This window comes from Aphanothece hegewaldii CCALA 016 (assembly GCF_003007785.1).
Taxonomy (GTDB): domain Bacteria; phylum Cyanobacteriota; class Cyanobacteriia; order Cyanobacteriales; family Microcystaceae; genus Chroococcus; species Chroococcus hegewaldii.
This window is the reverse complement of record NZ_PXOH01000030.1, coordinates 1-24,207: the sequence shown is the minus strand read 5'-3', so window position 1 is coordinate 24,207 and position 24,207 is coordinate 1. Positions and strand designations below refer to the sequence as shown.

Below are 24,207 nucleotides of genomic sequence, written 5' to 3'. Positions count from 1 at the left end.
CCTTTAACTCTTACATAAATACAGAGTCGCTATATTTTAATTCTTGATTGTCTTCTTCCTTCTTAAACTCATTTTTACCTGATTCTAGAAAACTGCACAATAATAGATAAAGTTTTTGATTGATTTTATATTGCTCATCTTCTAGACCTAAAACCGTCTCTAGATAATCAGCTTGATTTTTAAGAATAGATAAAGAATTTTTGCCTATTTTTTCTAACTCTGCTGGTGTAAACTCTCCACTTTCAAGACAAGCAATCGGTAACCAAAAAGCTTTAACTGATTCTAAAATAACTTTTTTCGGTGTTTCGGGTAATCTCTTAAGATATCTAACTAATTCATATTCTAAAGTGCCTGAAGATGGCTGAAGCCGAAAGCTCAAATCTTCTGATACTCCCATTTTTTACTCCTAAGCAATCGGTAAAGCTAATTTGTTTTTCATTAATTTATCGATGAAGTAATCCCACATGATCCAAATATCAGCGAAGCGATAACCCATCTTTAACGCTTTGATATCTTCGGGTAATTCAACCCCTCCATGTAAATATATTTCTTGAGAATTCCACAACTTAAAAAGATAGTTTTGTAGAGTATCTGCTGTTCCACCACATAAGACAATTTCTTCACTCAAACGAGGAATGATTTCATTGAGCCAGCCACAAAGTTCAATTTGATGTTTTTCTTGTGCTATTGCGATCGCATTTTTGAGTTGGGCTAGTTCTTCTATTGGCTCATCGGAAAGAAGAATCGACAACAAACCACTATCGTCTTTTCCCTCTAAATACTGCACAACTGATGGGGCTAAACGTTCTAGTGTTTGTCCACTGGTTTGGGCGATTACGTTTTTGAGGAGTCTGGCAAAACCTAATGGACTCGTTGCTTTATCCACTAAATTCCCCTGACGGAATACTAAAACACTGGTATTTCGATAGCCCAACATCACGACGGCTAAAATTTTCTGTTGGGCTTCCACTCCCCGTTTGCGAGTGTGCATCATGTATACTCCCGCACCTTCGGGTTTACAATTAAATTCCGATAGTTCGACTTTTAGTTGCCCACTGGGGGTTTCAAACTCGTGAAAGGCCTTTTCCAGTTGTCTTTTTAATTTGTCTTTATCTTGATACTCCCCGATTGGCAGGACACAGCATAAATCTAAGCGAATGGTGTTACTAAGTCGTAATTGCTCTTTTAACACCCAGATAGCAGCTAGAGTTTTAGATAATGCTGTTGCTATTTTCGGTTGAGTTAATCTTGGGTTTTCGATGGCTAGTGTTCGAGCATACATCCCGACAGCGTAACTTTTGCCATTTACCGCTATCCAAACTTTATTTTCTGGCGATGCTGTTCCGATTTCCCCTTGATGCAACTCTAGGAATGTTTTAGGTAATTCGATAACATCAGGTGGCATCGCTAGTATCCGTCGTTCTCGATTTGATACTCCGCCGATTACCTTAGTTATGGAACCCCCATAATCAATGGCCATGATGAGTCGATTTCTCTGTTTTTTCATGGATTATCTTTTTTAGTATTTTTGTACTTTCTGCTTTTGCCCTGCTTTTTCCTACGCTAGATCAGGATTTGAACGTTGTTCATCAGCTTGGAGCGAGGACGCTTTAAGCTTTGTTTTTCACTATTTCAATCCTTTAAAATCACTTTATCATGTCATTTTTTGTCATAAAACCTGCTTTTAGCGACAGGATTTTCATTTAATTTTCGTATTACTGCAATAACACAGATATGCTTAATTAAGCCTCGGTTTCTAATGGAGCAAGCCATGTTTTTGTACGGACAAAATGGCTATTTTGCTTTTCTTCATTTGACACGGCTTGTCAGGGGGTATTCCCCTGAACCCCCTCAATTTTTATCAAAATTGTCTTTATAATTTCTTAAGATTTGTCGGAATTACTTATTAACTTCTGTAACCTCTCGATCCGAAACCAAAGGTCAAATAGTATGATTGGTAATCATCCCCAAAATTAACTCAATACAACCAAGAACAATTTCTGTGCTGCCTCCTCCGATCGCATTGATATTGTTGTTCAAGTTTTAATTTTTGCTAATCCGTCGTTTTCCCCGCAACTCAGACGACTGGTGAGCTAGTTCATTGATTCTGTTAATCATTTAAAAATTTCAAAGGAGACAATAAATCATGTTGCAGCTATCGCAACTTAAACCGCGTACGTTTATTTTTCGCAAGGTGGGGGAAAATATACAATTGAGTGCTTTTGCTCACGATAATGATTGGTGGTGGTATTTATCTGAAATCTGTCGAGTTCTTGGAGTTCAACGAGAATCAATTACTCAACGCATCAAAAGCGAAGACCTCATCAACGCACAACTCGGCAGCGAAATTCGTTGGATGATTAACTTCAGAGCTTTAGTCGTCGCTGTCTATGGCTCTAATACAAGAAATGCTTCATCGTTTCAAAGATTTGTCACTGGAGAAGTGTTTCCAGCTATCTATCCTCCTCAGTTAAGACAAAACGTCGAGCTTCTTAACCAATTTGACCGACAACACACTCTAATAGAAGCGATTGATGAAAAATTAATAACGGTTATCGAGCAGATCAAGTCCCCCACTACCTCGAAAGAAGCCGAACAAATCGCCTGGACAACCCAACGTCATAATCAAGAAATCGATTTCTTAAAAGCTCAACTCAATCATGCTAATTATATTAATTCTTTATTACTGTCGATTCTTGCGACTCCTCTGCCAGATGTACCAACGCCATCTTTGACTAAGCCCCAACATCAAGGCAATGGTCACTCGCATTCTTTGTTTCTATAAAAATTAGATCAGATGAGCTATTGGCATGAAGCGAGAAAAACGAACATCCCGCATTGAATTTCGCGTCTCAGCATCTGAAAAACGAGTCCTTGAAAGCATTGCTGACCAGTTTGGGCTGAGTGTTTCTGACACGCTCCGTAAACTCATGCGTCAACTGCCTTTTCATCAGCAACAGACCTTTGCTAATCGTCTTCTCACTCGTCAAATACACTATGACTTAGGCTGCATTGGCAATAACTTAAATCAGATTGCTAAGGTTCTGAATACCCATCATCTACTTCATCAAACGCTCGATCTTAATACCTTGCTCGATCTTAAAAGCGAATTAGCCTCTCTCAAAACAATGATCACTCGAATTCAAGAAGATATAGCAGCATGATCGGTAAACAAATCAAAGGACGTGGTTTTTACGGTTGTCTCAAATATGTTCTCAGTAAACCCGACGCTGAGGTACTCGGTGGAACCGTTAGTGGAACGACGATTCGTTCTTTAGCTCGTCAATTTCGATTCTATGCTAATGGCAATCCCCAAGTTCAACGCGTGGTTTACCATGCCATTCTGTCAACGGCTGTAACTGAACCGCTAGACAATGATACATGGACTGCGATCGCTCAAGATTATCTAGAGCAAATGGGTTATACGCAAGTTCCCTACTTAATTGTTCGTCATCGGGATACCGAACATCATCATGTTCATATCGTTGCCAGTCGAGTCAAAGTAGATGGCAGTTGCGTTTCTGATAGCTGGGACTATCTGCGTTCAACAAAAGTCATCCGTCAATTAGAGGAAAAATATGGATTATCTACCCCTCGTCTTAGACGCATGAGCCATCAGGAGCAATGGAAATTTTTACCCTATCAACCCCTTGAAGAAGAACGAAATGCGTTTACTTTTCTTCAAAACACTATAGAGAGATGCTGTCAAACGAATTCATCTCTTGTTGAACTTGTTCGCTCTTTATCTCAATATCACATCAATGTCATCTTACATAAAACTCAACAAACAAACAAAATTAGAGGATTAGCCTATGAGTATAAAGGACAGTTATTTACAGGAACTCAATTAGGTGTTCTATACACTTGGAACGGTTTGATCCAAAAACGAGGTTTATCTTTTGCCAAAACAGATGAAACTCTACTTCATCAGTTGACTCAACAAAAAACCAATGCTTTACCTAAAATCATTCCTCAAGAACAAAACGCACTTAATGTAATTGCTCCGATTGCGAAAAAGCTTCTTGATTGTTTTGGTGATGGACAACATTTAGATGGAAAACTTTATAGTATTCAATGCAGGAAAAATCAATATTGCTTGATTCGCAAGGAGGATCGCTCAATAGTTTATCAAGCTATAAGCCAAAAAGGACAAAACTGGAAACCACTAATTCAGTCTAATATTACAGAAAAAGACTTAAAAAACTTTGAATTAATTCGACAACAATTAGAAACAATCGAGATTAGAAAAAACCATGACTCATCTAGAAATTTCAAAACTATCCGTTTATAAAAAAGCATCTGCCTACTTTATCAATCTAGAGGATGGATTACGTTTACTTGGTAAAAACAAGGAATGGTTAAAGACATTAGAACATTGTCCTAGTCGATTTAAACGACTTCAACAGAAAGGCTTTACTGGCGAAACTACAATAATGATTATTGATTCTCAACAAAAAATGATAGAAATGATTTCTTACACAGATTGGCTGGCTCTGAATGCCTTTTTAGCAACCAATAATAATCATAAATCTATTCAAATTTTACAATATTATGCTCAGTACGGCTTTAGATATTTTTGTCAAAAATCTCTTGGCAAAATATGATAAAAATCATTTTCTAGAGTTTTTAAATACTCTGAATTGAATAATTATCCTTTCTAGAAAAGATTGTGTTTATTGTACTATCGGGCAGATGCTCTCTTTCATGAGTAAAACTACAAAAGGTAATAGGAAAAGAAGAATTAGATGTTTGCTTTTATGAAACACGGCAAACTACACATATATAGCATAAAGCTCAAGCATTAGAGTTTAAGTTTTGTAGTGTAACTTTTTACCTCATTGCTCCAAAAATGTCTAATTCTAAACTTTAAAATTCTCAACTATAATACTATGACTAATCATTACATGATGATTGTTACAGTGCCTCTTTAACTAAACGATTTGCTTTAACAACTCCATAAATGATGACATAACCTCGTTGAGAGCGTAGGTATAAAACTTCGTAATAGTTAGTGCAATAGTGCCGTGCTTCAGCGAGCGTCATCCAAGGCTGGGGAGTAGCTATTAACATCACTTGATCTGCCCATTATTACTGATAGCCAAAGATCAAGGGGAAATTCCTCGTCGGTCAGAATCTTTAACTAATCGTCCACAATAGTTGTTTCTCGTGCAGGTAGTTCAAATAAACTATAATAGTTTTTCATGATCTTCAATACTTTGTAGAGATTGGTCAATCGCCTGGGTATATTAGAAATATCAGTCAATCATCTTTATAATGATGGCTTGAACATATTCAATATAATCGCTACGTCACTCATCGATTTGGTTCATCAATGAATGGTCAATTGTTTAATATTCTTAACCAATTAGATTCATCAGGTCTTGAAGGCTTTGAAGGATTAATTGCTCAATTATTAGAAGCCTTAACTGGAAGGCATTTCCATATAGCTGATTCAGGCTATCAAGCTGGACGGGATATGAGTTCGCGTCATATTCAAGCAAACGTTATAGCTGTTGAATGCAAACGTTATCGTAAAACAACTCCCTTAAATCAGCGAGAACTATTGGGTGAGATAGACATAGTAAAAAGAGATATACCAGATTTAGATTTATGGGTACTTGTTACCAGTCGTGATGTTAGCGATCAATTGTCAGAAGCCTTAAATTATCAAGCTGTTCAAAATGGTATTGATTTTTTAGCTATTGCAGAAGGCGATGGGGAGCCAAGTTCTTTAGAGTGCTTGTGTGCTAACTCTCCGAATCTCATAATTAGTTCCTGTCAGAGTTTTTTATCTGATGATGATAAATTAAAATTAGAGAATGAACTAAAGGAGATTAGACAAAATAGTAACTTTACCAAAAAATTAGATGGTTTAAAAACTAAATTACTATCTCCGTTCATCGGATATGATAATTGGCGATTTGAGCAAAATCAGAAACTCTTGAAAATTTTAAGCTCAGAAACTAAATCTCGTGCTTCTTTTAATCAAATTCTTAATGTTCAAGATAATCAGATTAATTTTATTAAGCGTAGAACCTTAACTGACGCAGCAGAAACTTGGTATAGGGATTGGAAAAATTATAAACAACCATTCATTATTTTAGGTGAAGAAGGAGATGGTAAAACATGGGGAGTAGCTCATTGGCTAGGGCAAAAAATTATTCAAGATAATAATTTTCCACCAGTAATTTTTCTATCATCTACTCAGGTAACTAACTCTGAGCCGCTCACTCTTATTACAAATAAGATCAAAGATAGCTTTAATTTAGACGAAACTCCTTGTAAAAAACGAGTACAGCGTTGGATGGAGAAACCTACGGAAGATTTACCTTTATTAATATTAGTATTGGATGGAATAAATGAACGCTCTGATTCTAGTTTTTGGCGAATACTGCTAGACAAGCTCTCCGATAATCCCTGGTTTAATAACATAGCTATAATTATTACTTGTCGTACTCAATACTGGCGACAATATTTTGCCAATCTTCGCCATTTAAAAGTTTTCACTTATCAACTGCCTCGTTACACTGAAGATGAATTAAAAGAAGCACTGCGGTATCATGGCTTAAGCCGCTCTGAGTTTTCTAATGAGCTACTGCCACTTATTTGTAAGCCTCGCTACTTTGACCTAGTAGTTAGATACCGCGAACGCATGACTGAAAGCGGTGATATAACTATTGCACGTCTTATTTACGAAGATTGGAAAGATAGACTTGAAAGAAAGACATCTATCCCCTTAGATGATGACCGCTTTCAAGGAATAATTAAAAACTTAGCTACTAAAAAGCTAGAAAACTCCAAAAAACAATTTAATGAAGATGAAATCTCTAGTAAACTTGAAATTTTTGAAGAGCTAAAAAATAGTGGAATTATCAAAGGTAAAAGTAATTTTTTCCAAATCGATGAAAAGTTTTTAATTTACGGCTTTAGTTTGTTACTAGTAGAGCGGCTCGAACAAGAAATAGAACAAAATGATAAAAGTCTAGAACAAATCATTGCTGAATGGCTAGAACCTCATGCAGGAATGGATATCAAAGCAAAAATCTGTCATTTCGCTAGTTCAATCGCATTTGAAGACCTGGATCTTCCAGAGACAATAAAAGTTCATTTACTGCTGACTTGGATTAGTCATCAAAATCCAGAGCCAGATATCGAAAATGATTTTATAAAATATTTACCTTGTTCTCCTCAGTCTTATATTGAATTAGCTGAGATTGTTTGGTCTGCTGCGACTGAAAATCTTTGGGCGCAAGAATTAATCATGCGGTCATTCATGAAATGGAAAGATAACAAAAATGTTTTAGCCGTATTATATCCAGCTTTAGAGCGTTGGTTGGGATTCCTACATATTTATGGGTTTCCAAATCAGCGTCATCCGTCAAATCAGGTAATTCGTGAAGAAATCAATAATCGAATTGGATATGAGTTACAACTGGGAGAATTAATCTTTTTAGGTTATTCTTTCCAAGTAATTGAAGATGATGGACTGCTTCAACTTGGAAGACTAGCTCTTGGACTAATATCTTACTTAAATAGAAAAGATTGTGTTCGATCTATCGTTACAGGTTGTCTAGCAGAAGCAATTATGAATTATCCCATCAAATATGACTTGTTTAATTGGATATTACAGACTTCTCCTCATTCAATATGGTGTGAAATTGAATCAGAAGTTAAAAAACTCATAGCATCTCAAAATACTATTGCTTTACAGGCTGCTCATCGACTGTTATCTTTTGAAGGAAGCTTGAAGGCTCATAATCTTCAAGAAACTTTACCTGCTAGTTTATTTCCTCCTCATCAATGGGCGATAGAGCATGAAAATGATCCTTGCTCTTCACCAGTTGTGTGGAATCGTGAGACGTGCGAAATTTGTGTGAGACGAGAAGATCTAACACCTCATTGGATTGCTTCTCGCTTGCAAGAACATTGTCTGAATCCAGAGTTAGACGTTCCTGAAAAGTTAGGTGAGTTTCTTAGCCCTTTGTTAGATAAAATTTCCATTCAATCAATTTGGTCTAGTTTTTATAGCGACTCGGCCGATCATTGGTTCACGGAATATGAGCCATCTTTGTGTGCCTATGCACCATTGGCCATCGCTAATTTAGTTAAGCAAATTATGCAAGGAATATTAGAGCGAGAAGAGATAAGCTTGAGACAACTTAGTTTTCAAGTATTAGATCATACTCTTATTTTTGATTCAAAAGAAAAAGATTGTATTTTTCAAGCGTGGCAAAAGTTTAGCCAAAATAGTAAATTAGAGAATTCTTTAGATAAGCTAGCTGAAGCTCAACTATTTAAAGTTGTTCTGAAATTACTTAATTCAGAAGAACAATTAGCTCATCTTTTAAAACGTCCAAAAACCGCCTCAGATTTACTATCTTTTCAGCAAGATTTTCAGCCTATTCTCACTAATAATATATTATACATCATTAGTGAGAATAATGATGAGTTATATATTCAGCGTATACTTTGGTTTGTTTCTATTTATCTGAAAAATTTAAATTCTGAAGAAATCGAAAAATGTATTTATCCTTTACTTGAAACAGATAATAGTTTAACTCGTGCCATTATTTTAAGAATTTTATACGATTTACAAGATCATGCTCTTACTCAACGTTTCATAAATAGTTCTTGGCAATGGAGTTTTAAACATCATGACCAAGAAAATCACTGGGGAAGTATACTTTTAGGTAAGTACGGTCAGAGTCTATCTTTTGAAGATCTAGAAAAGCGCATTCATCCTGCTTATTTGACCTATGCGGTTTACCGTCGTGGAAATCAAGCTTTAGAAATCCAACAATGTAAAAAGCATATTGACGAAATGTGGGATACTCTAAAAAATAATAGTGTTGAATTATCTGATGATTTTCCAGTTGTAGAAATATTCATCACTAATCCTACTAACTTTGAACAGCTTCCCACTATTTATTTATCAAATCGGTATTTCAACCGCTCTTTAAATTATATTAATCAAGAATATACTTGGGGAGGATGGAATCAAGAAAACGTTGAAGCGATTGAAAAATCTTTAGATAGTGATAAACACGATGCTTATTTAAAAGATTTAGATAATATTGTTGAAGAGACTTTACAACAACAATTTAGATCGGGAAATTATTATTTTTGTCGGCTAATTTCTAGCGATGTATTAAAACAGGTCATTCAACAGTATCCTGATGTAGTTGATAATTGGCTAGAACCTATCCAACCTGAACAAGATGAAACTAAGCAAAAGATAATTCATCTAAGTAGTACTTTTTATGAAATTCTCTGTTCCGTTTTGTTAGAGATTAGTCATCAAAGAGCATTTGAATTATATCAATATCTTGATCAGCTTGACCGAAGAACTATTCTTAAAATTTCTAAATTTCGTATAGATTTTTTAGATTATGCTCTTTTTCAAGTTTCACCTACTCAAACACTTCAGCAGCTATGGCAGGATAGACTTGAAAGGTGTTACTCAGATATAGAACTACTAGAGGTTACTTTGGCAGCACAACAAGGTTATGGTTTACAATGGTTACAAATTTATATAAGTGAAAAACTTCTTTCAGCTAGCCCTCTTGATTTTTCTTTTGCAGTAACTGTGCTAGGATTTTTAGAAGTGGATACCGCTATTCAAGAGCTTCAGCAAATTTTCAATAATCAACCACCAGATACATGGAGAAAACGATTAGCTAATCTCGCTATAAAGCGTTGGCAGAAAAATAACTGGGGCAAGCACTGGTTTAACTGTTTTCTCCATGAAACTGATTCTGTAATGGCTTGGCGGAGTTTCAGGATATTTCTACGATGTATTGATAGACGATTTTGGTTTTGGCAAGAGCAATTAATTAATGATTCCTCGTCTAATAATTTTCTACAATATAAGCTGGTCTTCTTGAAAGATAATAGCGACACTATTAAGAATGCTATTAAAAAAAATGAAAAAGATTTACAGCAGCATTTTCTCGGCTACAAAATAGCAGCACGTCAATCTTGGCCTTGGCTGTAGACTTATTTCATCGATCAAATAATTATTTCGATAGTTCACTTGCCTCAGTAGTTATAGTTAAATTTGACATTTCATCCAACCGCCTCTTACTTCCACTCACTGCCAGCTTATGCCTTGTTTTTCGACTTTACGACATTTTGTCCTAGTCAACATACAAAGCCAGCATGATTCGCTCTACGGTAGATTAGGGTTTATACGATTGATCAACGTCAACTTATGATGGTCACTTTTGCCAAATTATGATTGTTGTAGCACGCTCACCGATCCCTAAAGCTTTTGAGCCAGAGAGTCCAAAATTTAGGATTTTTGTCACACTTGCTACTCAAACGTCTAAACTGTCTTAATCAGCTTCATTACCCATCTACGCTAGAAGAATATCAAAATTTACAATTACTAATGACAGTTCTTCAACAGAAGTCAGTTCATCTAACCAAAGTGTTTTTATAAATTAAATCTTCCTTAAAATCTCTTGGTTAACAAATTTCTAATGATTTAGAAATGATTGGCTTGGAAAGAGTTTTTTACAAATTATACTTTTACTCTCGTTAGTTGATGTTTTTTATCAGCGTTTTTTCAGACAAATTTTTCTTGTTTGCTTGCTAATTATGCTCATTAATCTATTCAGGGCAGATTATTCCATTAACTTTTCAATCGCCCCACAAAGATTGTTCTAGCGGTGCAAAAATAGAACAATCCGAAGCAGACGCATTCTCGCAAACGCCTTTAGCTCGATTAGCCATCGCTAACACTCGTTCGGTATCTCTTACATATAATGGCGTTATTTTTGATCGAGCTTTTAAGAAGTCATCTAGCTTTAAATGAATCTGTACGTTTCCTTGATAAAACTGTTCTTTTGCGGCTAACTCAGCGATCGCTCTCAATTCGGCTCCTGTGCAGTTTTGAGTTCGATTGAGCAGCACTCGCCAATCTCGTTCAGTCATAGCGGTTTCTCCTCTAAAACGGGGATCAAAACGAGACGCATGAAGCTCGATAATTTCTTTACGCTCTACAGCTTGAGGAAACCCAACATAGAACAATCGATCAAAGCGTCCCGCACGGGTTAATTCAGGTGGCAGTGCATCGAGTCTATTTAGAGTCGCAATGACAAAAGTTTTTGTGGTTTTTTCCTGAAACCAAGTCAACAGGACACCTAATGTTTCTTTAGTTGTTCCTCCCCCCGTAATAGCAGCATCGGGATCGAAAAACTTATCAAATTCATCGAAGTAACAGACAGACGGAGACGCAGCCTCAATGACCTTCAACAACCGCTTGAGATAACCCGATCCTTTTGATTTGACGATATCGACTCCAACACTAATTAGAGGAAATCCTAGTTTTGCCGCACAAACTTTAGCCGCGAACGTCTTTCCTGTTCCTGGTGGGCCAGCCATGAGCCATCCCTTCGGGATAGGGAGATTTAATCCTCTTGCTTGTTCTGAATAATCGAGTGCCACCTGTTCAATAGCTTCTTTTAGACGGTCTAATCCCCCAAATGTGGGAACATCCAGTGAAGGTAAAAATTCTAATCCCAGTCCTTTTAATGTCTGTTGCTTTTGGGCAATTAATCCTTGTACCAAATCGCCGCAAGAAGCGATCGCTTTTTGAACGGCTAGTTTGACTTCCTCGCTGGATAGACCCGATACCGATAAAGCCATCTGTTCTGTCACATCAGATGTTATTCCACTGGCTTCTAATTCCTGCTCGATCGAAGATTGAATTTCAGCAACAGTCGGCAGATTGCGAATTTCGGTTGGGATAATATTGCTCAAGTATCTGGCTAATTCCGTTTCTCGATTATCGAGTAGAATCAAATATCGATCCTGAATTAGTCTACATTGATGGATCGAGTCAATTAACCAGGATTCGAGTCGTGTTTTCTGCCATCCTTGTAATTCCCCAAGCAATGAGGGCAAATGCTCCACAACATACAGTCCATCATTGGCTAACGATTCAGATAAGTCCTCCGACAGTTGAAGCTCGATCAACGGGACTTTGAGGTGACAGGCGATCGCTTGTAGTTCTTTCTTGACTGAAGCTTGTTCAATTAATGGATAACTGTAGCAAACAGCCCCATACAATTTTAATTGTGCTAAAAGCTGAGTATTCATCGACTACGTGAACGTCCTCCTGTAGGAACAACGGCTTGTTGGCTTTCTTGAGGCTGCATCGCTGTCGCCTGTTTTAATTGCTCTTCAAAAAAGCTTAAGTCACTAGAAGTCATACGGTTAACGATTAAAACATCCTCTTGCTGTTTAGAGCGAGCATAAATTAATCCTCGTCCATCTTTTGCGGTTATTTGCGTCTCGCCACGAGAATTGATGTTGAGCGTATAATGTTCTCCTTCTTTTTCAACGGTTCGTCCCTGGGTTGCCGTGACTAATCGCTGGATCAATTGTTCAGTTCGAGCGTGTTTATTTAACGTTTGAGTTTGAAGTGAAGCAAAAGCCCCACCGATGGGCTGATTTTGCCGTATCGATTGACGAGCTTGGTTGAGATCTTTTAGGATTTCTGTATTTAAACGACTCGCCTGTATTTGTACTGTCCCAGAGGGACTCATCTCGAAATTAAGAACTTCTTGACCCTGTTTATCTCGAACAGAGAAATGTTCTTTTTCTTCTAATGGTTGATCAACTCGCACGATCGTATAAGATTTCCCTTCGTACTTTTGACCTCCTTCATAAACTTCTCGTCGGAAAATATCTCGTACTGTCGAAACGGCCTGTTGTTCTTCTCTCAATTGCTGCCACTGCTGAAAAGATGCTTTGAAGCTTCGTAAAAGTCGTTGCCACGCATTAGGATTATTCGGTTCCTGTTTACGTTGTTCAATTAATGCGATCGTCTGTTCCTGTTGTTGAATCCTCTCGTTCATCTGCTCAAGACGATTCCGCAAAAAGGCGACTTCTGCTACTAACTGCTGATTATTTTCGACTGAGGATAACTGTTGGCGAACGACTTCTAGCCCTGAAATGGATTGACGACGATTAGCTACATTGGTTGTAATCTTACCTCGATCATCGGTTTGAAAAACAATATCCCGTTTAAGAGTCTGTTCAGCTTGTTGAGTTTCAATTTCAACTCGCATATTGGCCGCCATCGGAACCACCGTACCTTCACTTAAAGATTGCAGGATTTCTAATTGAGCAGCAAGTCTTTGCTCATCTTTTTCAGATTCTAAACCTTTTCCATTTTTAATCTGTCCTTCGTAGATGATTTTGCTATTTTGATGAATGCGAACTAAAGTTGTTATTTCAGGGTTTCCATCTTGTTTTTGAGCTTCTTTTTTGGCTGGTGTTGTTGAAGTTTCTAAATTATCTAATACTGTAGTTTCATTAATAATTTTAGACTCAGTTTCAATTTTTTCTGCTTGAGAATTAGGTTCATCAGTAGAGTTTTTCGTTTCCGTAACTGGTTCTTCTTTCCTCCAATTCATCTCCCAAGATTGTTTCATTTCTTGAGTTAAGTTCTCATAAAATCGAAGGATAACGTTTTCCATTCCTGATGCTTGTTCTTTAACGATCATGATTAAGCTCCTCTGGTTATCGTGAATTGATTAAAAACAGCCATGTGTTTAATCCGATTGAGCAAAACATTTCCGTTTTCTAAAAAAAAGCCAAGTTCACCATCGATATAGACCGCAATATATTCAGCTTGATAACCGTGAGGTCTAGACTGCTCATAATCTCCTAGCGGTGTTTGTCCACCCAATAACCCTTTCTGGTCGAAAAATTCAATCATTTGTGGCTCATAATAGGCTGGAAAATCTGGTAATTTTTTGGCGTGAATCAATTGATGTTTAAAATTCATAGTCTCTCCTCTAGAAATTAATTTCATTTAAAGAAACGGGGGATTTTGAATAATTCTGAATTAAATCTGGCGGCAGTGGGAATAAAGATTCAACTAATTGATAACGTTCTTCAAATTGTTGTCTTCTTTGCTCGTTACTCACAGTTTTATGATTTTGTTCGATTTCTTTTCTTAAAATCTTTTTCCATTGCGCTTTTGACCACTTCACTTCTGCTAAATCATGTCGAGAAATTTTATTGCGGATTAACAGAGGGATGTAAGCTTCATCTCCCCGTTGGTAGCCAGGATTGAGAACGATCGTTTTTCCTACACCCATTTTCAAAATTTGACTTGCTTCATAAAGCGATCGCTTCTGACGGTTTTCTGAGCGAGATGAGGAACTACCGCCATGCTTACCTGTATTACGCGAACGACTTTTGGTTGAGTAAGTGATATCGAACTCTCCAATTGTTTTGGCGATCATTTCGGCGGTTTCTATATCCTGCGGGTTCATAAACAGCTTAGTAGCGCAGTTAGATAGAATAATTTTGGTTAATTCTTTGCCATAGGCTTTTTCTAACTGGGCGATATTTTGGAGGCCAATCACCCCGCAAAATCCATCAGAACGGTTAAGAGAAAACCATGTTTCCAATTCTGGGAGGTAGAGTCTTGCTAACTCATCTAAAGACACCCACAAGGGCTGTTCTCTGGGTTCTAAACGGTTGACATTGTGATTGATCATCATGTGGAGGACGGCTGCAATCAAGGGGCCGACAATATCTCGATTGCGACGATCCATGCCGAAAATGACTAAAGTCTTACCGTCGAGAGCTAGGGGTAACTCTGATTCTCCACAAAAAGAACCGACAAAATCCTTCTTCAATAATTTTTGGAAGATACGCTCAGTTGTTCCGATGATGCTGCTTTCCGTTTCAGGAGAACCACTCACCGAGATAATTTGAGCGGCTGGACGCATTGTCCAAACGGGAAATTTATTTAATGAACGAGCGTATTCTAACCGTTTACCCAAGTTGGGTAAGGATAAAATAGCAGCCGCAGTCATTAAATCGGCAAATTGTTTTCCTTTAAGTTCCCCGACGGCTTTGGCTAGTAAAAAGACCGCTTCTAATAAAGTTGCTCCAGCATCTTCAAAGAACTTATCACTACTGGCATTGGCATTGAGATCAATATTTTTAGCGATGACCTGTGCCAGTTGTCCCGCCGCAACCGAATCTTCTGCATCTTTAAGAAATCCGAGAAGATCAACCGTCTGACATGGCTCCAATCCTGGACAAAAATAATAAACACGGTAGCCTCGTTTCATTGCATAAGCGACGACCTCACTGGTTTGTGAGGGAAACTTACAATCAAATAAAATCCCTGGTAAGCCCTCGTCAATAAACGAGCGAGCGATACTACTGATCCAGGTAAACGTTTTCCCCGCACCAGCCGAACCGATGACCGCCGTTCCTCGTTGCATATCAGGCAGGTAAACGGTTTTTTCTGCTGCTTTGCGTCCCTCTACGATTTCTGGGCGATACCCCTTGAGTAGCCATTCTTCTTTTAGCTTGATTAATACTTCTTCGGGTGTTCCCACATAGGCAGCCACACTATCTCGTTGAGGTTGGTTAATTTGCGTATTGGCGATCGCTTTGGCTCTAGCCTTCTCTTGTTCTCCAGCCCAGTAACTGGTACTCAGTTTTCCTTTTTGAGCCTGACCTTCAAGTAATGATAATAACCCCACTGCTCCAAATGCGCTTAAAAGACCCAACCCCGTTGGAGATAGCAAGGGTTGAATGAGCGGGTTAGTGTTAACTGCCTGATTTTGAGCAATTAGAGGTATTCCTTTCATCTTACTTATGCTCCTAAGAAAATCCAATCGCCTTCTTGATAGACAAAACCAGGAACAGGGCCAATCCCATAGGGCGAACAGCCTAAATTTTTGATACAGATGCGGAAAAACCAGGCAGTTTTGACGGTTCCTGTAGATTCATCGATTTTCCAAACCACCACTTTAAACCCTTTGCCGAAAGGATGTCGTCCCGTGGGTTCTTTGCCACCAAACATTGCTTTTAAAACTCCTTCTCCACCAGGAACTTTCTGATATTGCCCTGATATCCACTGTTTTCCAGCAGCTAAGGGATTGGTGCCGAGTTCAATATGAGCGCAGTTATTAGTACAAGGAACTGAAAAGCCCGACTGATAACTACCAGAAATAGAATTAAGTGCTGGCTTTTCCACCTCTGATAAAACCCAATGAATCTGTCCAATGATGCCCCCTGTGTTTTTTCCCAATTGATTGATGGGAACAGAGACTAGACCTGGAACCGAGGCAATCGATGCGTTTTGCCATCCCGCAAATTTTCCTAAAGGAACTTGTTCGATCCCTGGAATAGCTGATAGAGAATATTGGTCTAAATTCATCTGATTCAAGCCAATTTTTCCCAATTGGGGATAGGCTTGCAAGACCTCTCCAATCGGTAAATTAGAAATTTTGGATGGATTATAGCCCCCTGATTGGATGGCATCTTGCACAAAAGGGACAGAAGACACGGATTGATCTTTTAATCCTGGGACGATTTTGATTAATTGTCCTAATTTCTGGTTGCCCAAAAGACTAAATTGAGACAGGGGAACATCTGATAAGGATTGTCCTGATAAACCTTCAATGGAGCCTAACGATAACTGTTGCAAGGCTAGGGAATCTTGAAAATCACCTAATCTTAAAAAAGAAGCAGGATCTCCGCCAGGTTGCCACTGTTGAGTTAATCGGCTGATGGCTTGATTAATTTGTCCGATGTAATTTTTGGCGGTTTTTTCGGGAAACATCTGATATAACTGTTGGGTAACTTCTGGAGATGTTTCCATTTGGGCCAAGCCTTCAAAGGGGGGTAAACTCTTAAAAGTTAATGCCTTTTCGGATGGTTGAGGAACACCCCAGGCTTTATGGTGTCCCGTCATCATCAAGATAAACGTCAAAACCCAGAACAATCCCCACCCCGTTAAAAACCAGTAGGGATATTTCAGTTTTTGCCAGACTTGTTTAGTGTTTACTTCCATTACTTTGTTCCTTCCCCAATTGAATCAGTAGTGTGAGGGTATCGATATCTAACTGAGCTTGATCAAGGGCAACTAGAATATCAGAACCTTTTTTCAAAGAATCTCTAAATTGAAGTAGTTTTGGCCTTAAATCTGTTTGAATTTGTCCTCTTTTGGCTAGATCATTGGAGGATAAAGCTTGCTCAAGACCTCGCAATAAGAGTTCTCGCATTTGATCGTTCTGCATGAATTCTGCTGTTACAGGTGGTGATGATGGCATGATTTCGTAGACCAATGCTCCAGGCGTATTAGCTTTGATAATGCGAAAAACATAAACCCCATTGCCTTTTGTCCCATGAGTAACCAGCGTTAATAGACTAAAGTTGGTTTTTGGTAGACCGTTAATTGGTAAATCCTGAATCCGTTTTAGATGCAGTACTGACGCGCCAGAAGTTTGACAATTTTTTGCTGATAACCCGACCAGACAACCATCGGCATCAAGAACAACAAAAGCGGGATTATTCAGCCATGCCTTGATGATCTTCTGTCCTGACTGAAAAAAGGTAATGGTAACACCATAGCCATTGGCCAACTTGACCTCTATTGGTTGCATTTGATTGATTCCGCCTCCTTCTGATACCTTAACGACACGCACGAGGTCGGAAGCAGTTGCGGGGAGAGCGATTAGTCCGATACTGAATAAACTACTGAAAAGTCCCTTCATCTGATTCCCCTAGCGAAAATGAACGCTCAATCTGGATTTCTAATTCGGCTCCTGAGCCAACCCACCACAAAGCGGGTTGATTTTGTAACGCTTGAATAGCCGCTTGATTGCGCTGTTGAATTTGCTGCACTAACGGCGAAAAGCCCCCTTCTAAAACGGCTCCTAAATAATTAGGACTGCCATAATTAACCGATGTCGATGAGCCTGCAAAACTGGAATAAGATGAACTTGAGGTTGGGCGGTTACTGATTTCTCCGACTTTGCCTAATGCTCCAAAGAAAAAAGACATAGCGTCGCGTCCTGCGATTTGTCCCTGGTTGTTTTTCGCTAACTGAGCCAGCAACGGTTTTCCCTTTTTTCGTCTCAGTTTAAGTCCATCCGACGGGACTGGATACTCTTGTCCTTCGACAATAACGGACACAGATTGAGCAATCACCATGCCACTGCTATGAACTTGTTGTACGGAGAAAATCACTTCAGTTCCTTCTGGCAGAATTTTTTCACCACCTCTATCATTTAAAGGTTCAGTCAGTTGAACCACAAAGCGATCGCTCGGTAAGCCATCCGCCCAAATAATCGGAGTCAGCAAGCGAGCCGATACAGTTTGTCCCGCCTGTAATTGAGGTTGCATTGCTGTTGAATAATCAGCAACTTTTGGACTTTTTGCCACTTTTGGAGGATCTAGTGGAATTAGTTCTGACACTGGGACTGAGCTATTTTCTGTTTTACCGACTCCATTTCCATAGCTTCCTAATGTCGCTAAGGTTTGCCATTGGGCGATTGGATCGCTTTTTTGAGTTGAAGAAATTGATGAAACGAAGGGCAGCCGTTGACTTGGCACTCGTGGCTGAGATCTAGGTTGAGGAATAGTTACAGGAGGGGGTAGAGCAACGGGTTTAGCCGAATAAACGACTGAACGACTGACGGGTTCAGATGAAACAACCTTTGGTGGAGATGGGCTAGGGGCAACAATTACTGGAGTCGGAACGGTCACTGGTTGCTCGACCTTCACTTGCGGCACTTTTTCGATTTGTTGTTGATCGACTTTGGCTTTAATCGCTTTTAATTGCTCTTTTTGTTGAGCAATGGCGACTTCTCCTGTGAGTTTAGCGTTACGCTGTTGTAAAGTGTCTTCTTTTGAAGCAGCAGGATTACCAGAGCTTGAATTTGGATCGGCTCCAGTTGTCGCTGTTGGTTGGAGTTTTAGAGTGGTTCCTTTGAGTAAAACTAGCCCGACAAATAAGGCTCCCGTTCCAGTGATCAGGCTAATTAAGCCCAACTTTAGCCAGGGATTTTTAGCAAACCCTTTGCGCTTTGGATTTTCGGGCTTGGTTTCCTCGCCCAAAACTTCTGTTTCTACTTCTCTTTCTTCTTCCTCAAACGTTTCAGAAGGAACGGTTAATCCTAACAATTCGTGAATTTCTTGAGGCGACCATTCTTTGGTTTGTGTCGGTTCTACGGTTTGGGTCATTACTTGAGATCCTCTTGTTTTATCGGAACAATGGCTTCAATTTCCATCGCGGCTTGGCGCACCTTTCCGACAATGGCCGCGATCGGTTTGGAACGAATATCGATCACTTGTGAGGTTAAGGCTAGATTTGAAGGAGGAACCGCATGCACATAAACATCAACGTTATATGGCACTATCTCAGCCGTCTGATTGTCAGCCGTCACAAATAAGAGATTGCTGTAAATCCGAACTTTCCATTTGCCTAGTGATATGGGTTCTGGGGATAAAATTTTTAATGGCACAAAAGCAACATTGGTTTTGCGAACAAAAACCGTTTCAGGCACTAGATCGGCTAACTGTCTTAAGAATTCTTGTCTAAATTGCAGTTCTAGAGCATAGGTCGCTTCCCAGGCGGCTGTTGTCACTCGTCCCTTGCGTTGACCCTTTTCATCTAAAATCACGACTCCTTGATCGGCTGTATATTGTCCTGCTGCATCGCCTGGAACAACGCCCGACCAAGTGAACATCAAAGCGAGGGTATCGTTAACAAACGATTGAATCGACTGATCGGTTCTTGAAAGGGAGTCAATGGCTTCTACTTTAATTGAGGAGCCATCTTTTAGCTGAACCAAGACGGGTGGCGGCTGATTGGCAACTCGGTTTAATCCGATGAATAACAACAATTGCAGCAATAATCCACCAACTACCCCACCTAAACAAATCAAGATTAGCTTGCTATAAGCATCCTTTAAAGCTAATGATTCGGATGCTCCTCGTTCTTTAAATTTCCCCAGTAATAAAGACATTTTTACCTCCTTGTGTTAGCGAAAACTGGGGTCGTTGCATCTTCAACTCTGGCTCGAATACGTTTACGCCAGGCTGGAGAAACTCGATTTTGATAAGCCTGACCCGCTCGTCGCATCGCAGGATGAGCCGCCATCCGAAAGCCCATTCGTCCTCCTGCGGCGGCAATCCCGATCGCTTTCCCCCCAACGCCTCCCGCTACGGCACCTGCGATCGTACCGAGACTGGTGAGCGTTGCCCAGCCTCCACCCGCCGCCAGTGTTAAGGCTAAAATCGGAGACAACAGGCCTGTCGCGATCGCAAAAATGAGGCTATTCGGCGTTTGTGCGCCAATCTGAACGATCGCCACCATTCCTACCAAAATGTTGAAAAATAATTTGTACAAACCCACCGCATAAAACCCGATTAACCAGGCAAATAACGACTTTTGTGAAACAGGGAGTAGTGTTCCACCAACGGATAAGGGGGCGGCCATTCCCATTAACACCCAGGTGACTTCGACTAGCCACTGTACAGCAACCCCAAAGCCCAACAGAAATCCGATCATCACGGTTTCGATATTGGAGGTCAAGGCCATTCCGACCCCGCTACCGAGTTTTTGCCACCAATTGGGAGACTGATTTGGTGCGCCAAGACTAGCCAAGTGGTTAGCCGTTTTGAGCGCATCATCACTACATTGTTGTTTTTGTTGGGGATCAGCAATGCTTTGACATTTTAATAATTCCTGTTCATACCAGCCCTGAACCCCTGTTTGCGTTACTGCCATGTTGTAAGCATCAATTAAGGCGTTACTTTGATTGAGGGTGGCTTGGAGGACGGAAGCATTAACGGTGTTGATCAAATTTCGCAAGGCTAAGGTACAGTCTTTACATAACGCGGCTTGATTGGTCAGGAGCGAAATCACCACGATCACCCAAAGCCATCGCTCCCAATGAACTGGACTGGTTTCATCTTCTAAAAGGGCTTTTGTCCACAATACGATAAATAGACCCATCGTCCCCACGGCAAACCAAACGCCAAGGTCAGCAATGGTATCGTACAAGGGTGATTGCAGCATTTGAGTCCACAATGAATCCATTGCCGTCGTCACCGCTTGCTGAGAGAGTAAGCCATTTTGTAAAATTGTCTGGGCTTGATTCGCTGTACTCATTTTTATCTCAAGGTCAACATGGACGATAAATGCAGTAAACTGGCGGCGGCCGATGTTTGATCAGCTTGTTGAGCCAGATTTTGAGAGTCGATGGCTTCAGAAATATTGGTTAAGTTCTGGTTGGCTAAATCCTGCTTAACGCTTAAATCTGTGATCTCAGAATTGAGCGATCCCAACAAAACACCCGTTTGAGCATTTTGCAAAGCAATTTTTTTCAAGACATTCTGTGTTACTGTCTCGTTTTGAGCTTCTTGAGCTTGAGTATCGATTTGGTCGGTTGTCTTCTGGGTATTTTCAAGACGTTCTTTGACGGCTTCTTGCCCATCTTCTGACAATGTACCTTCTGCTTTAGTACGGGTAACTTCACGTACTGAGTTATTGATCGCCTCATCGACTTGTGCTTGTTCGCCGTTCTCTTGGGTAAAAACTTTTTTAATTTCTTCTTCTAATGATTGGAGATCGGGCATTCCCATCTCACCCATTGTCATGTTTAAGCCGATTTGAGCATACTGGCTACCCGTATTCCCCAACCACTGCGTCATCTGATTAGAGAGTTGATTCTTGAGTTCTCCAAATTGAGTCTGCAACAAAGACAAGAAAGGACTGATCAAGGAATTTGATGAACCTCCTGTCGTTGAGATCAAAGCCCAACTCGGTAAGGCGACCAGCGTAACTAAAACGGTTGTACTTCCTACAATTAACAGTCTTCGTTTCATAAAACCTCCTATTTATGCTGTTTTTCGCTGCGTAAACTGATTAGTCAATTGATAAAGTCCCTGTACCCGATCGCCTTTGTAGCTTTGCCAGAAATTTCGTCGAAGGCTGGCTTCTTCCATGCCATTAGCTACCAAAGAAAAGATCTCGGCTGAGGGGTAATGGCGAACAGGAACCAGGCTACCGTTGTCGTAAAGCCAACGGGAATAGCGATCGTTGTGATTGATACCGTATTTTTCTGAGGCATTTTCAGCAATCAGACCGTAAGGATATTTAAAATGAGTCACATAGTGATCGACCGATTGTGAGTGAACCCGTCCAGTAATTTTGACCTCCATGTTGTCGAAGATTTTATCGGCTGCTGCACATTTGAGGATCGAGCCAATTCCTTGCGCCACCAAAATCAAACGAATCCCAGATTTACGCCCATTGGCACTCACTCGCCCCACAGAAATCGCCAGAGGGTCAAAATCTAGCAAAATCGGAGCTTCATCAATCGCAAAGACCGAACGAGGAGCCGTTAGAGAGCGGCGAAATGCTCCTAAATAAGATAGAGAGCCAATAATCGACGCATCTGTATCGTTGTTGAGTCCTCGCAAGGCAACCACCATCATCCGCGCATCGGTACGGAAGGTCGTTGTGCGAGACAGTAGTTTACCCAGCCGACTTTCTAGCCAGGAACGCAGACGGAGTTTGATGTACTCTAATGTTTTAAGAATTTCTCCAGTCGCGGCACTCAGTTGAAGTCGCTCTAGGGAAACAAATGCTAAAACTTCAACTAGAGTCGGCATCTGTCGCCATTCCGTTGAGCCAAAACCATGTCGAAAAGCGGTTCCAAAGCGTTCTCGAATTTCTACGTCCTCATAAAACGTTTCTATGACGAGCAGTAGGATCGAGCGAACGGTATCTTCATTAATTTCTAGTGAAGCTCCTCGCTTAAATCCCATGACCAAAGCAACAAGAATATCCAGCAATTCTTCTTTAAAATCGGCGAATCGTTCCTGCTGCTCTTTGCGAGAAAATCCTCTTAAGTTTGGCGGTTCTACAACATTCCAACCGACATCACCATCCCCCATATCCACGTAGGTGCAATATTCAGGGAGATACTGGCACAGTCCATCGAAGCTTCCTGACCCATCTTTGCGCGGAAATTCCAAAACGGTTGATGCCATGTCCCTATAAGGCAACAGTTGACACAAAATATCCGACATCAAGACGGATTTACCAGACCCCGACGCGGCAAAAATGCCCGTATTAAAATGCCGTTGATAAAGAGGCAGATAAATCGGACACTGACCTTCTTCGGCTAAAAATTCAAATCCATCTGTATCTTGAGAATTGTTGCAGACCAACGGTAGAATTCTGGGTAACTCTGAAGTTACATAGGTTCGCTGTCGGTTAAAAGGTTTTCCCAGTAAGCGATCCCAACACAATTGCGGAAAGGTTTGTAACCAGACTCGCCAGGCATATTCTTCCTCGCGCACGACCCATCCATCCCGTCTAAAGTAGGATTGAAGATCCGCACAAGCTCGATTCACCAAACGCACTGAGGGACGATGGACTAGAATAACCGTAGCTGTATGAAAGGGTTCTTCATCTTGATATAAGGCGGTTTGGGCATCAATTGCTCTCTCGACCGATAAAGATGCGCCAACATCGATTTCCCCTTTTTCTGAGGCATAACGAGCCGCATTTTGCGCTTGTTTGGTCAAAGAGGACATTTTATCTTTTAAAACACTGCTATTGCCTCGTCTGATTTGTGTAATCAGTTCGGTGTCATATAATGTCTCCTTAGAAAAAATTTCATGCAAGAAAAAGAGTTCATCGATTTCATCGCCTTCAACATCGGGTTTATCTCCAAAGAGCAACACTCCCGTGTAACGTCCTTTTGCTTTGACCCATTTCCGATGGGCGACTGGCACCTCTGATTCTAATAAGTAAGACTTAGGATGAACCTCTGATATCTGTTGTTCTTTAAACGAGCCTCCATGAACATCGATAATGACTCGATTAAGTGGTCGAAGTGGAGAGCGATTAAACCGCCTCCAGGTTTCATAACGCATCTCCGCTTCGCTCATCGGCTGAATCGACAACCCGATTTGATTGGTCAATAGCCGTTGCCACTTGCCAAATCCCCGTTGATAAGCTTCTAGCAGAATTTCTTGAATTGCAACTCGTTTCACCTCCCCATAAGAACCTGTTAGCTGATACCATGTTTTTTCCCCGCCCGCTAGAATGCGGTCAAAAAAGTCGCCCTTGTCGGGTTCAACACCTTCATCGACGGTATAGGTAACGAACAAATTTAAAAAATTGACTTTCCGAATCCCCGTTTCGGTCAATTCTCTTGTTCGTTTAGCCGCGCCTCCAAGCAGCAACCGTAATTCTGGCGTTGCCTCGCTCATTAATTCAGTCAGTTGAGCCTGTCGAGTTGAGTCATCAATAAATTGTCCGAAATGAACGGTTAGCGATTCACCTAAAGGAAGATCATTCAATGACTTGATCCCCGCGAAGACATTAAATACTTCTTCTTCAGAGAGAATCGGTGCAAT

At 40.2% G+C, this 24,207-nt stretch carries 19 protein-coding genes; 5 read left to right on the top strand and 14 right to left on the bottom strand.

Annotated features, from left to right (window positions below; translation table 11 throughout):
- Positions 1–10: 10 nt before the first annotated feature.
- A complete protein-coding gene (locus tag C7H19_RS19995) occupies positions 11–397 on the bottom strand; it encodes a hypothetical protein (protein ID WP_106458690.1) in 387 nt (128 codons plus the stop codon).
- A 9-nt stretch (positions 398–406) separates the two neighbouring features.
- Positions 407–1,480 (bottom strand): ParM/StbA family protein, encoded by a 1,074-nt coding sequence (locus C7H19_RS19990; protein ID WP_219907695.1) that lies wholly within the window; start codon positions 1,478–1,480, stop codon positions 407–409.
- Positions 1,481–2,146: 666 nt separating this feature from the next.
- On the opposite strand from C7H19_RS19990, the gene C7H19_RS19985 reads away from it, so the two are divergent.
- From C7H19_RS19985 to C7H19_RS19970, 4 genes are read left to right on the top strand one after another with little or no spacing between them, the layout of a single operon-like run.
- Positions 2,147–2,785 carry a BRO family protein gene (locus C7H19_RS19985; protein WP_106458688.1) on the top strand — a complete coding sequence of 213 codons (639 nt, stop codon included), beginning with the start codon at positions 2,147–2,149 and terminating at the stop codon, positions 2,783–2,785.
- A 25-nt stretch (positions 2,786–2,810) separates the two neighbouring features.
- Positions 2,811–3,164 (top strand): plasmid mobilization protein, encoded by a 354-nt coding sequence (locus C7H19_RS19980; protein ID WP_106458687.1) that lies wholly within the window; start codon positions 2,811–2,813, stop codon positions 3,162–3,164.
- Positions 3,161–4,291, top strand: a complete 1,131-nt coding sequence (locus tag C7H19_RS19975) for a relaxase/mobilization nuclease domain-containing protein (RefSeq protein ID WP_106458686.1) — start codon at positions 3,161–3,163, stop codon at positions 4,289–4,291. Before C7H19_RS19980 ends, C7H19_RS19975 begins: the two co-directional genes overlap by 4 nt.
- Positions 4,254–4,604 (top strand): hypothetical protein, encoded by a 351-nt coding sequence (locus C7H19_RS19970; RefSeq protein ID WP_106458685.1) that lies wholly within the window; start codon positions 4,254–4,256, stop codon positions 4,602–4,604. Before C7H19_RS19975 ends, C7H19_RS19970 begins: the two co-directional genes overlap by 38 nt.
- Before the next feature lie 310 nt (positions 4,605–4,914).
- Here the strand turns inward: C7H19_RS19970 and C7H19_RS25905 are convergent, their stop codons facing one another.
- Positions 4,915–5,070 carry a hypothetical protein gene (locus tag C7H19_RS25905; RefSeq protein ID WP_181280683.1) on the bottom strand — a complete coding sequence of 52 codons (156 nt, stop codon included), beginning with the start codon at positions 5,068–5,070 and terminating at the stop codon, positions 4,915–4,917.
- A gap of 262 nt (positions 5,071–5,332) precedes the next feature.
- Here C7H19_RS25905 and C7H19_RS19965 point away from each other — a divergent pair, with 262 nt between their 5' ends.
- Positions 5,333–9,994: an NACHT domain-containing protein gene (locus tag C7H19_RS19965; RefSeq protein WP_106458684.1), complete on the top strand. Its 4,662-nt coding sequence runs from the start codon at positions 5,333–5,335 to the stop codon at positions 9,992–9,994.
- 647 nt (positions 9,995–10,641) lie between these two features.
- Here the strand turns inward: C7H19_RS19965 and C7H19_RS19960 are convergent.
- The 11 genes from C7H19_RS19960 to C7H19_RS25900 form a co-directional block, all read right to left on the bottom strand.
- Positions 10,642–12,102 carry an ATP-binding protein gene (locus C7H19_RS19960; protein WP_106458683.1) on the bottom strand — a complete coding sequence of 487 codons (1,461 nt, stop codon included), beginning with the start codon at positions 12,100–12,102 and terminating at the stop codon, positions 10,642–10,644.
- Complete coding sequence (locus C7H19_RS19955; RefSeq protein WP_106458682.1) at positions 12,099–13,514, bottom strand: hypothetical protein; 1,416 nt, start codon at positions 13,512–13,514, stop codon at positions 12,099–12,101. The genes C7H19_RS19960 and C7H19_RS19955 overlap by 4 nt, the downstream gene beginning before the upstream one ends.
- 2 nt (positions 13,515–13,516) lie before the next feature.
- Positions 13,517–13,798, bottom strand: coding sequence for a hypothetical protein (locus C7H19_RS19950; RefSeq protein ID WP_106458681.1), 282 nt, complete (start codon positions 13,796–13,798; stop codon positions 13,517–13,519).
- A 10-nt stretch (positions 13,799–13,808) separates the two neighbouring features.
- Positions 13,809–15,629: a type IV secretory system conjugative DNA transfer family protein gene (locus C7H19_RS19945; RefSeq protein ID WP_219907694.1), complete on the bottom strand. Its 1,821-nt coding sequence runs from the start codon at positions 15,627–15,629 to the stop codon at positions 13,809–13,811.
- Positions 15,630–15,634: 5 nt separating this feature from the next.
- Positions 15,635–16,837 (bottom strand): hypothetical protein, encoded by a 1,203-nt coding sequence (locus C7H19_RS19940; protein ID WP_106458680.1) that lies wholly within the window; start codon positions 16,835–16,837, stop codon positions 15,635–15,637.
- Positions 16,821–17,540 (bottom strand): hypothetical protein, encoded by a 720-nt coding sequence (locus C7H19_RS19935; RefSeq protein WP_106458679.1) that lies wholly within the window; start codon positions 17,538–17,540, stop codon positions 16,821–16,823. Before C7H19_RS19935 ends, C7H19_RS19940 begins: the two co-directional genes overlap by 17 nt.
- Positions 17,521–19,011: a TrbI/VirB10 family protein gene (locus C7H19_RS19930; protein ID WP_106458678.1), complete on the bottom strand. Its 1,491-nt coding sequence runs from the start codon at positions 19,009–19,011 to the stop codon at positions 17,521–17,523. Before C7H19_RS19930 ends, C7H19_RS19935 begins: the two co-directional genes overlap by 20 nt.
- A complete protein-coding gene (locus tag C7H19_RS19925; protein ID WP_106458677.1) occupies positions 19,011–19,796 on the bottom strand; it encodes a hypothetical protein in 786 nt (261 codons plus the stop codon). Before C7H19_RS19925 ends, C7H19_RS19930 begins: the two co-directional genes overlap by 1 nt.
- Positions 19,797–19,798: 2 nt before the next feature.
- Positions 19,799–20,944, bottom strand: a complete 1,146-nt coding sequence (locus tag C7H19_RS19920) for an NAD/NADP transhydrogenase subunit beta (RefSeq protein WP_106458676.1) — start codon at positions 20,942–20,944, stop codon at positions 19,799–19,801.
- A gap of 2 nt (positions 20,945–20,946) precedes the next feature.
- A complete protein-coding gene (locus C7H19_RS19915; protein WP_106458675.1) occupies positions 20,947–21,660 on the bottom strand; it encodes a hypothetical protein in 714 nt (237 codons plus the stop codon).
- 12 nt (positions 21,661–21,672) lie between these two features.
- On the bottom strand, positions 21,673–24,207 hold a 2,535-nt coding region (locus C7H19_RS25900; RefSeq protein WP_106458674.1), incomplete at its 5' end, for a P-loop NTPase family protein.

Bases quoted from the DNA above. Each gene is read 5' to 3' on its own strand.
- C7H19_RS19995 (WP_106458690.1), bottom strand. From the start codon at position 397: ATGGGAGTATCAGAAGATTTGAGCTTTCGGCTTCAGCCATCTTCAGGC.
- C7H19_RS19990 (WP_219907695.1), bottom strand. From the start codon at position 1,480: ATGGCCATTGATTATGGGGGTTCCATAACTAAGGTAATCGGCGGAGTA.
- C7H19_RS19985 (WP_106458688.1), top strand. From the start codon at position 2,147: ATGTTGCAGCTATCGCAACTTAAACCGCGTACGTTTATTTTTCGCAAG.
- C7H19_RS19980 (WP_106458687.1), top strand. From the start codon at position 2,811: ATGAAGCGAGAAAAACGAACATCCCGCATTGAATTTCGCGTCTCAGCA.
- C7H19_RS19975 (WP_106458686.1), top strand. From the start codon at position 3,161: ATGATCGGTAAACAAATCAAAGGACGTGGTTTTTACGGTTGTCTCAAA.
- C7H19_RS19970 (WP_106458685.1), top strand. From the start codon at position 4,254: ATGACTCATCTAGAAATTTCAAAACTATCCGTTTATAAAAAAGCATCT.
- C7H19_RS25905 (WP_181280683.1), bottom strand. From the start codon at position 5,070: ATGTTAATAGCTACTCCCCAGCCTTGGATGACGCTCGCTGAAGCACGG.
- C7H19_RS19965 (WP_106458684.1), top strand. From the start codon at position 5,333: ATGAATGGTCAATTGTTTAATATTCTTAACCAATTAGATTCATCAGGT.
- C7H19_RS19960 (WP_106458683.1), bottom strand. From the start codon at position 12,102: ATGAATACTCAGCTTTTAGCACAATTAAAATTGTATGGGGCTGTTTGC.
- C7H19_RS19955 (WP_106458682.1), bottom strand. From the start codon at position 13,514: ATGATCGTTAAAGAACAAGCATCAGGAATGGAAAACGTTATCCTTCGA.
- C7H19_RS19950 (WP_106458681.1), bottom strand. From the start codon at position 13,798: ATGAATTTTAAACATCAATTGATTCACGCCAAAAAATTACCAGATTTT.
- C7H19_RS19945 (WP_219907694.1), bottom strand. From the start codon at position 15,629: ATGAAAGGAATACCTCTAATTGCTCAAAATCAGGCAGTTAACACTAAC.
- C7H19_RS19940 (WP_106458680.1), bottom strand. From the start codon at position 16,837: ATGGAAGTAAACACTAAACAAGTCTGGCAAAAACTGAAATATCCCTAC.
- C7H19_RS19935 (WP_106458679.1), bottom strand. From the start codon at position 17,540: ATGAAGGGACTTTTCAGTAGTTTATTCAGTATCGGACTAATCGCTCTC.
- C7H19_RS19930 (WP_106458678.1), bottom strand. From the start codon at position 19,011: ATGACCCAAACCGTAGAACCGACACAAACCAAAGAATGGTCGCCTCAA.
- C7H19_RS19925 (WP_106458677.1), bottom strand. From the start codon at position 19,796: ATGTCTTTATTACTGGGGAAATTTAAAGAACGAGGAGCATCCGAATCA.
- C7H19_RS19920 (WP_106458676.1), bottom strand. From the start codon at position 20,944: ATGAGTACAGCGAATCAAGCCCAGACAATTTTACAAAATGGCTTACTC.
- C7H19_RS19915 (WP_106458675.1), bottom strand. From the start codon at position 21,660: ATGAAACGAAGACTGTTAATTGTAGGAAGTACAACCGTTTTAGTTACG.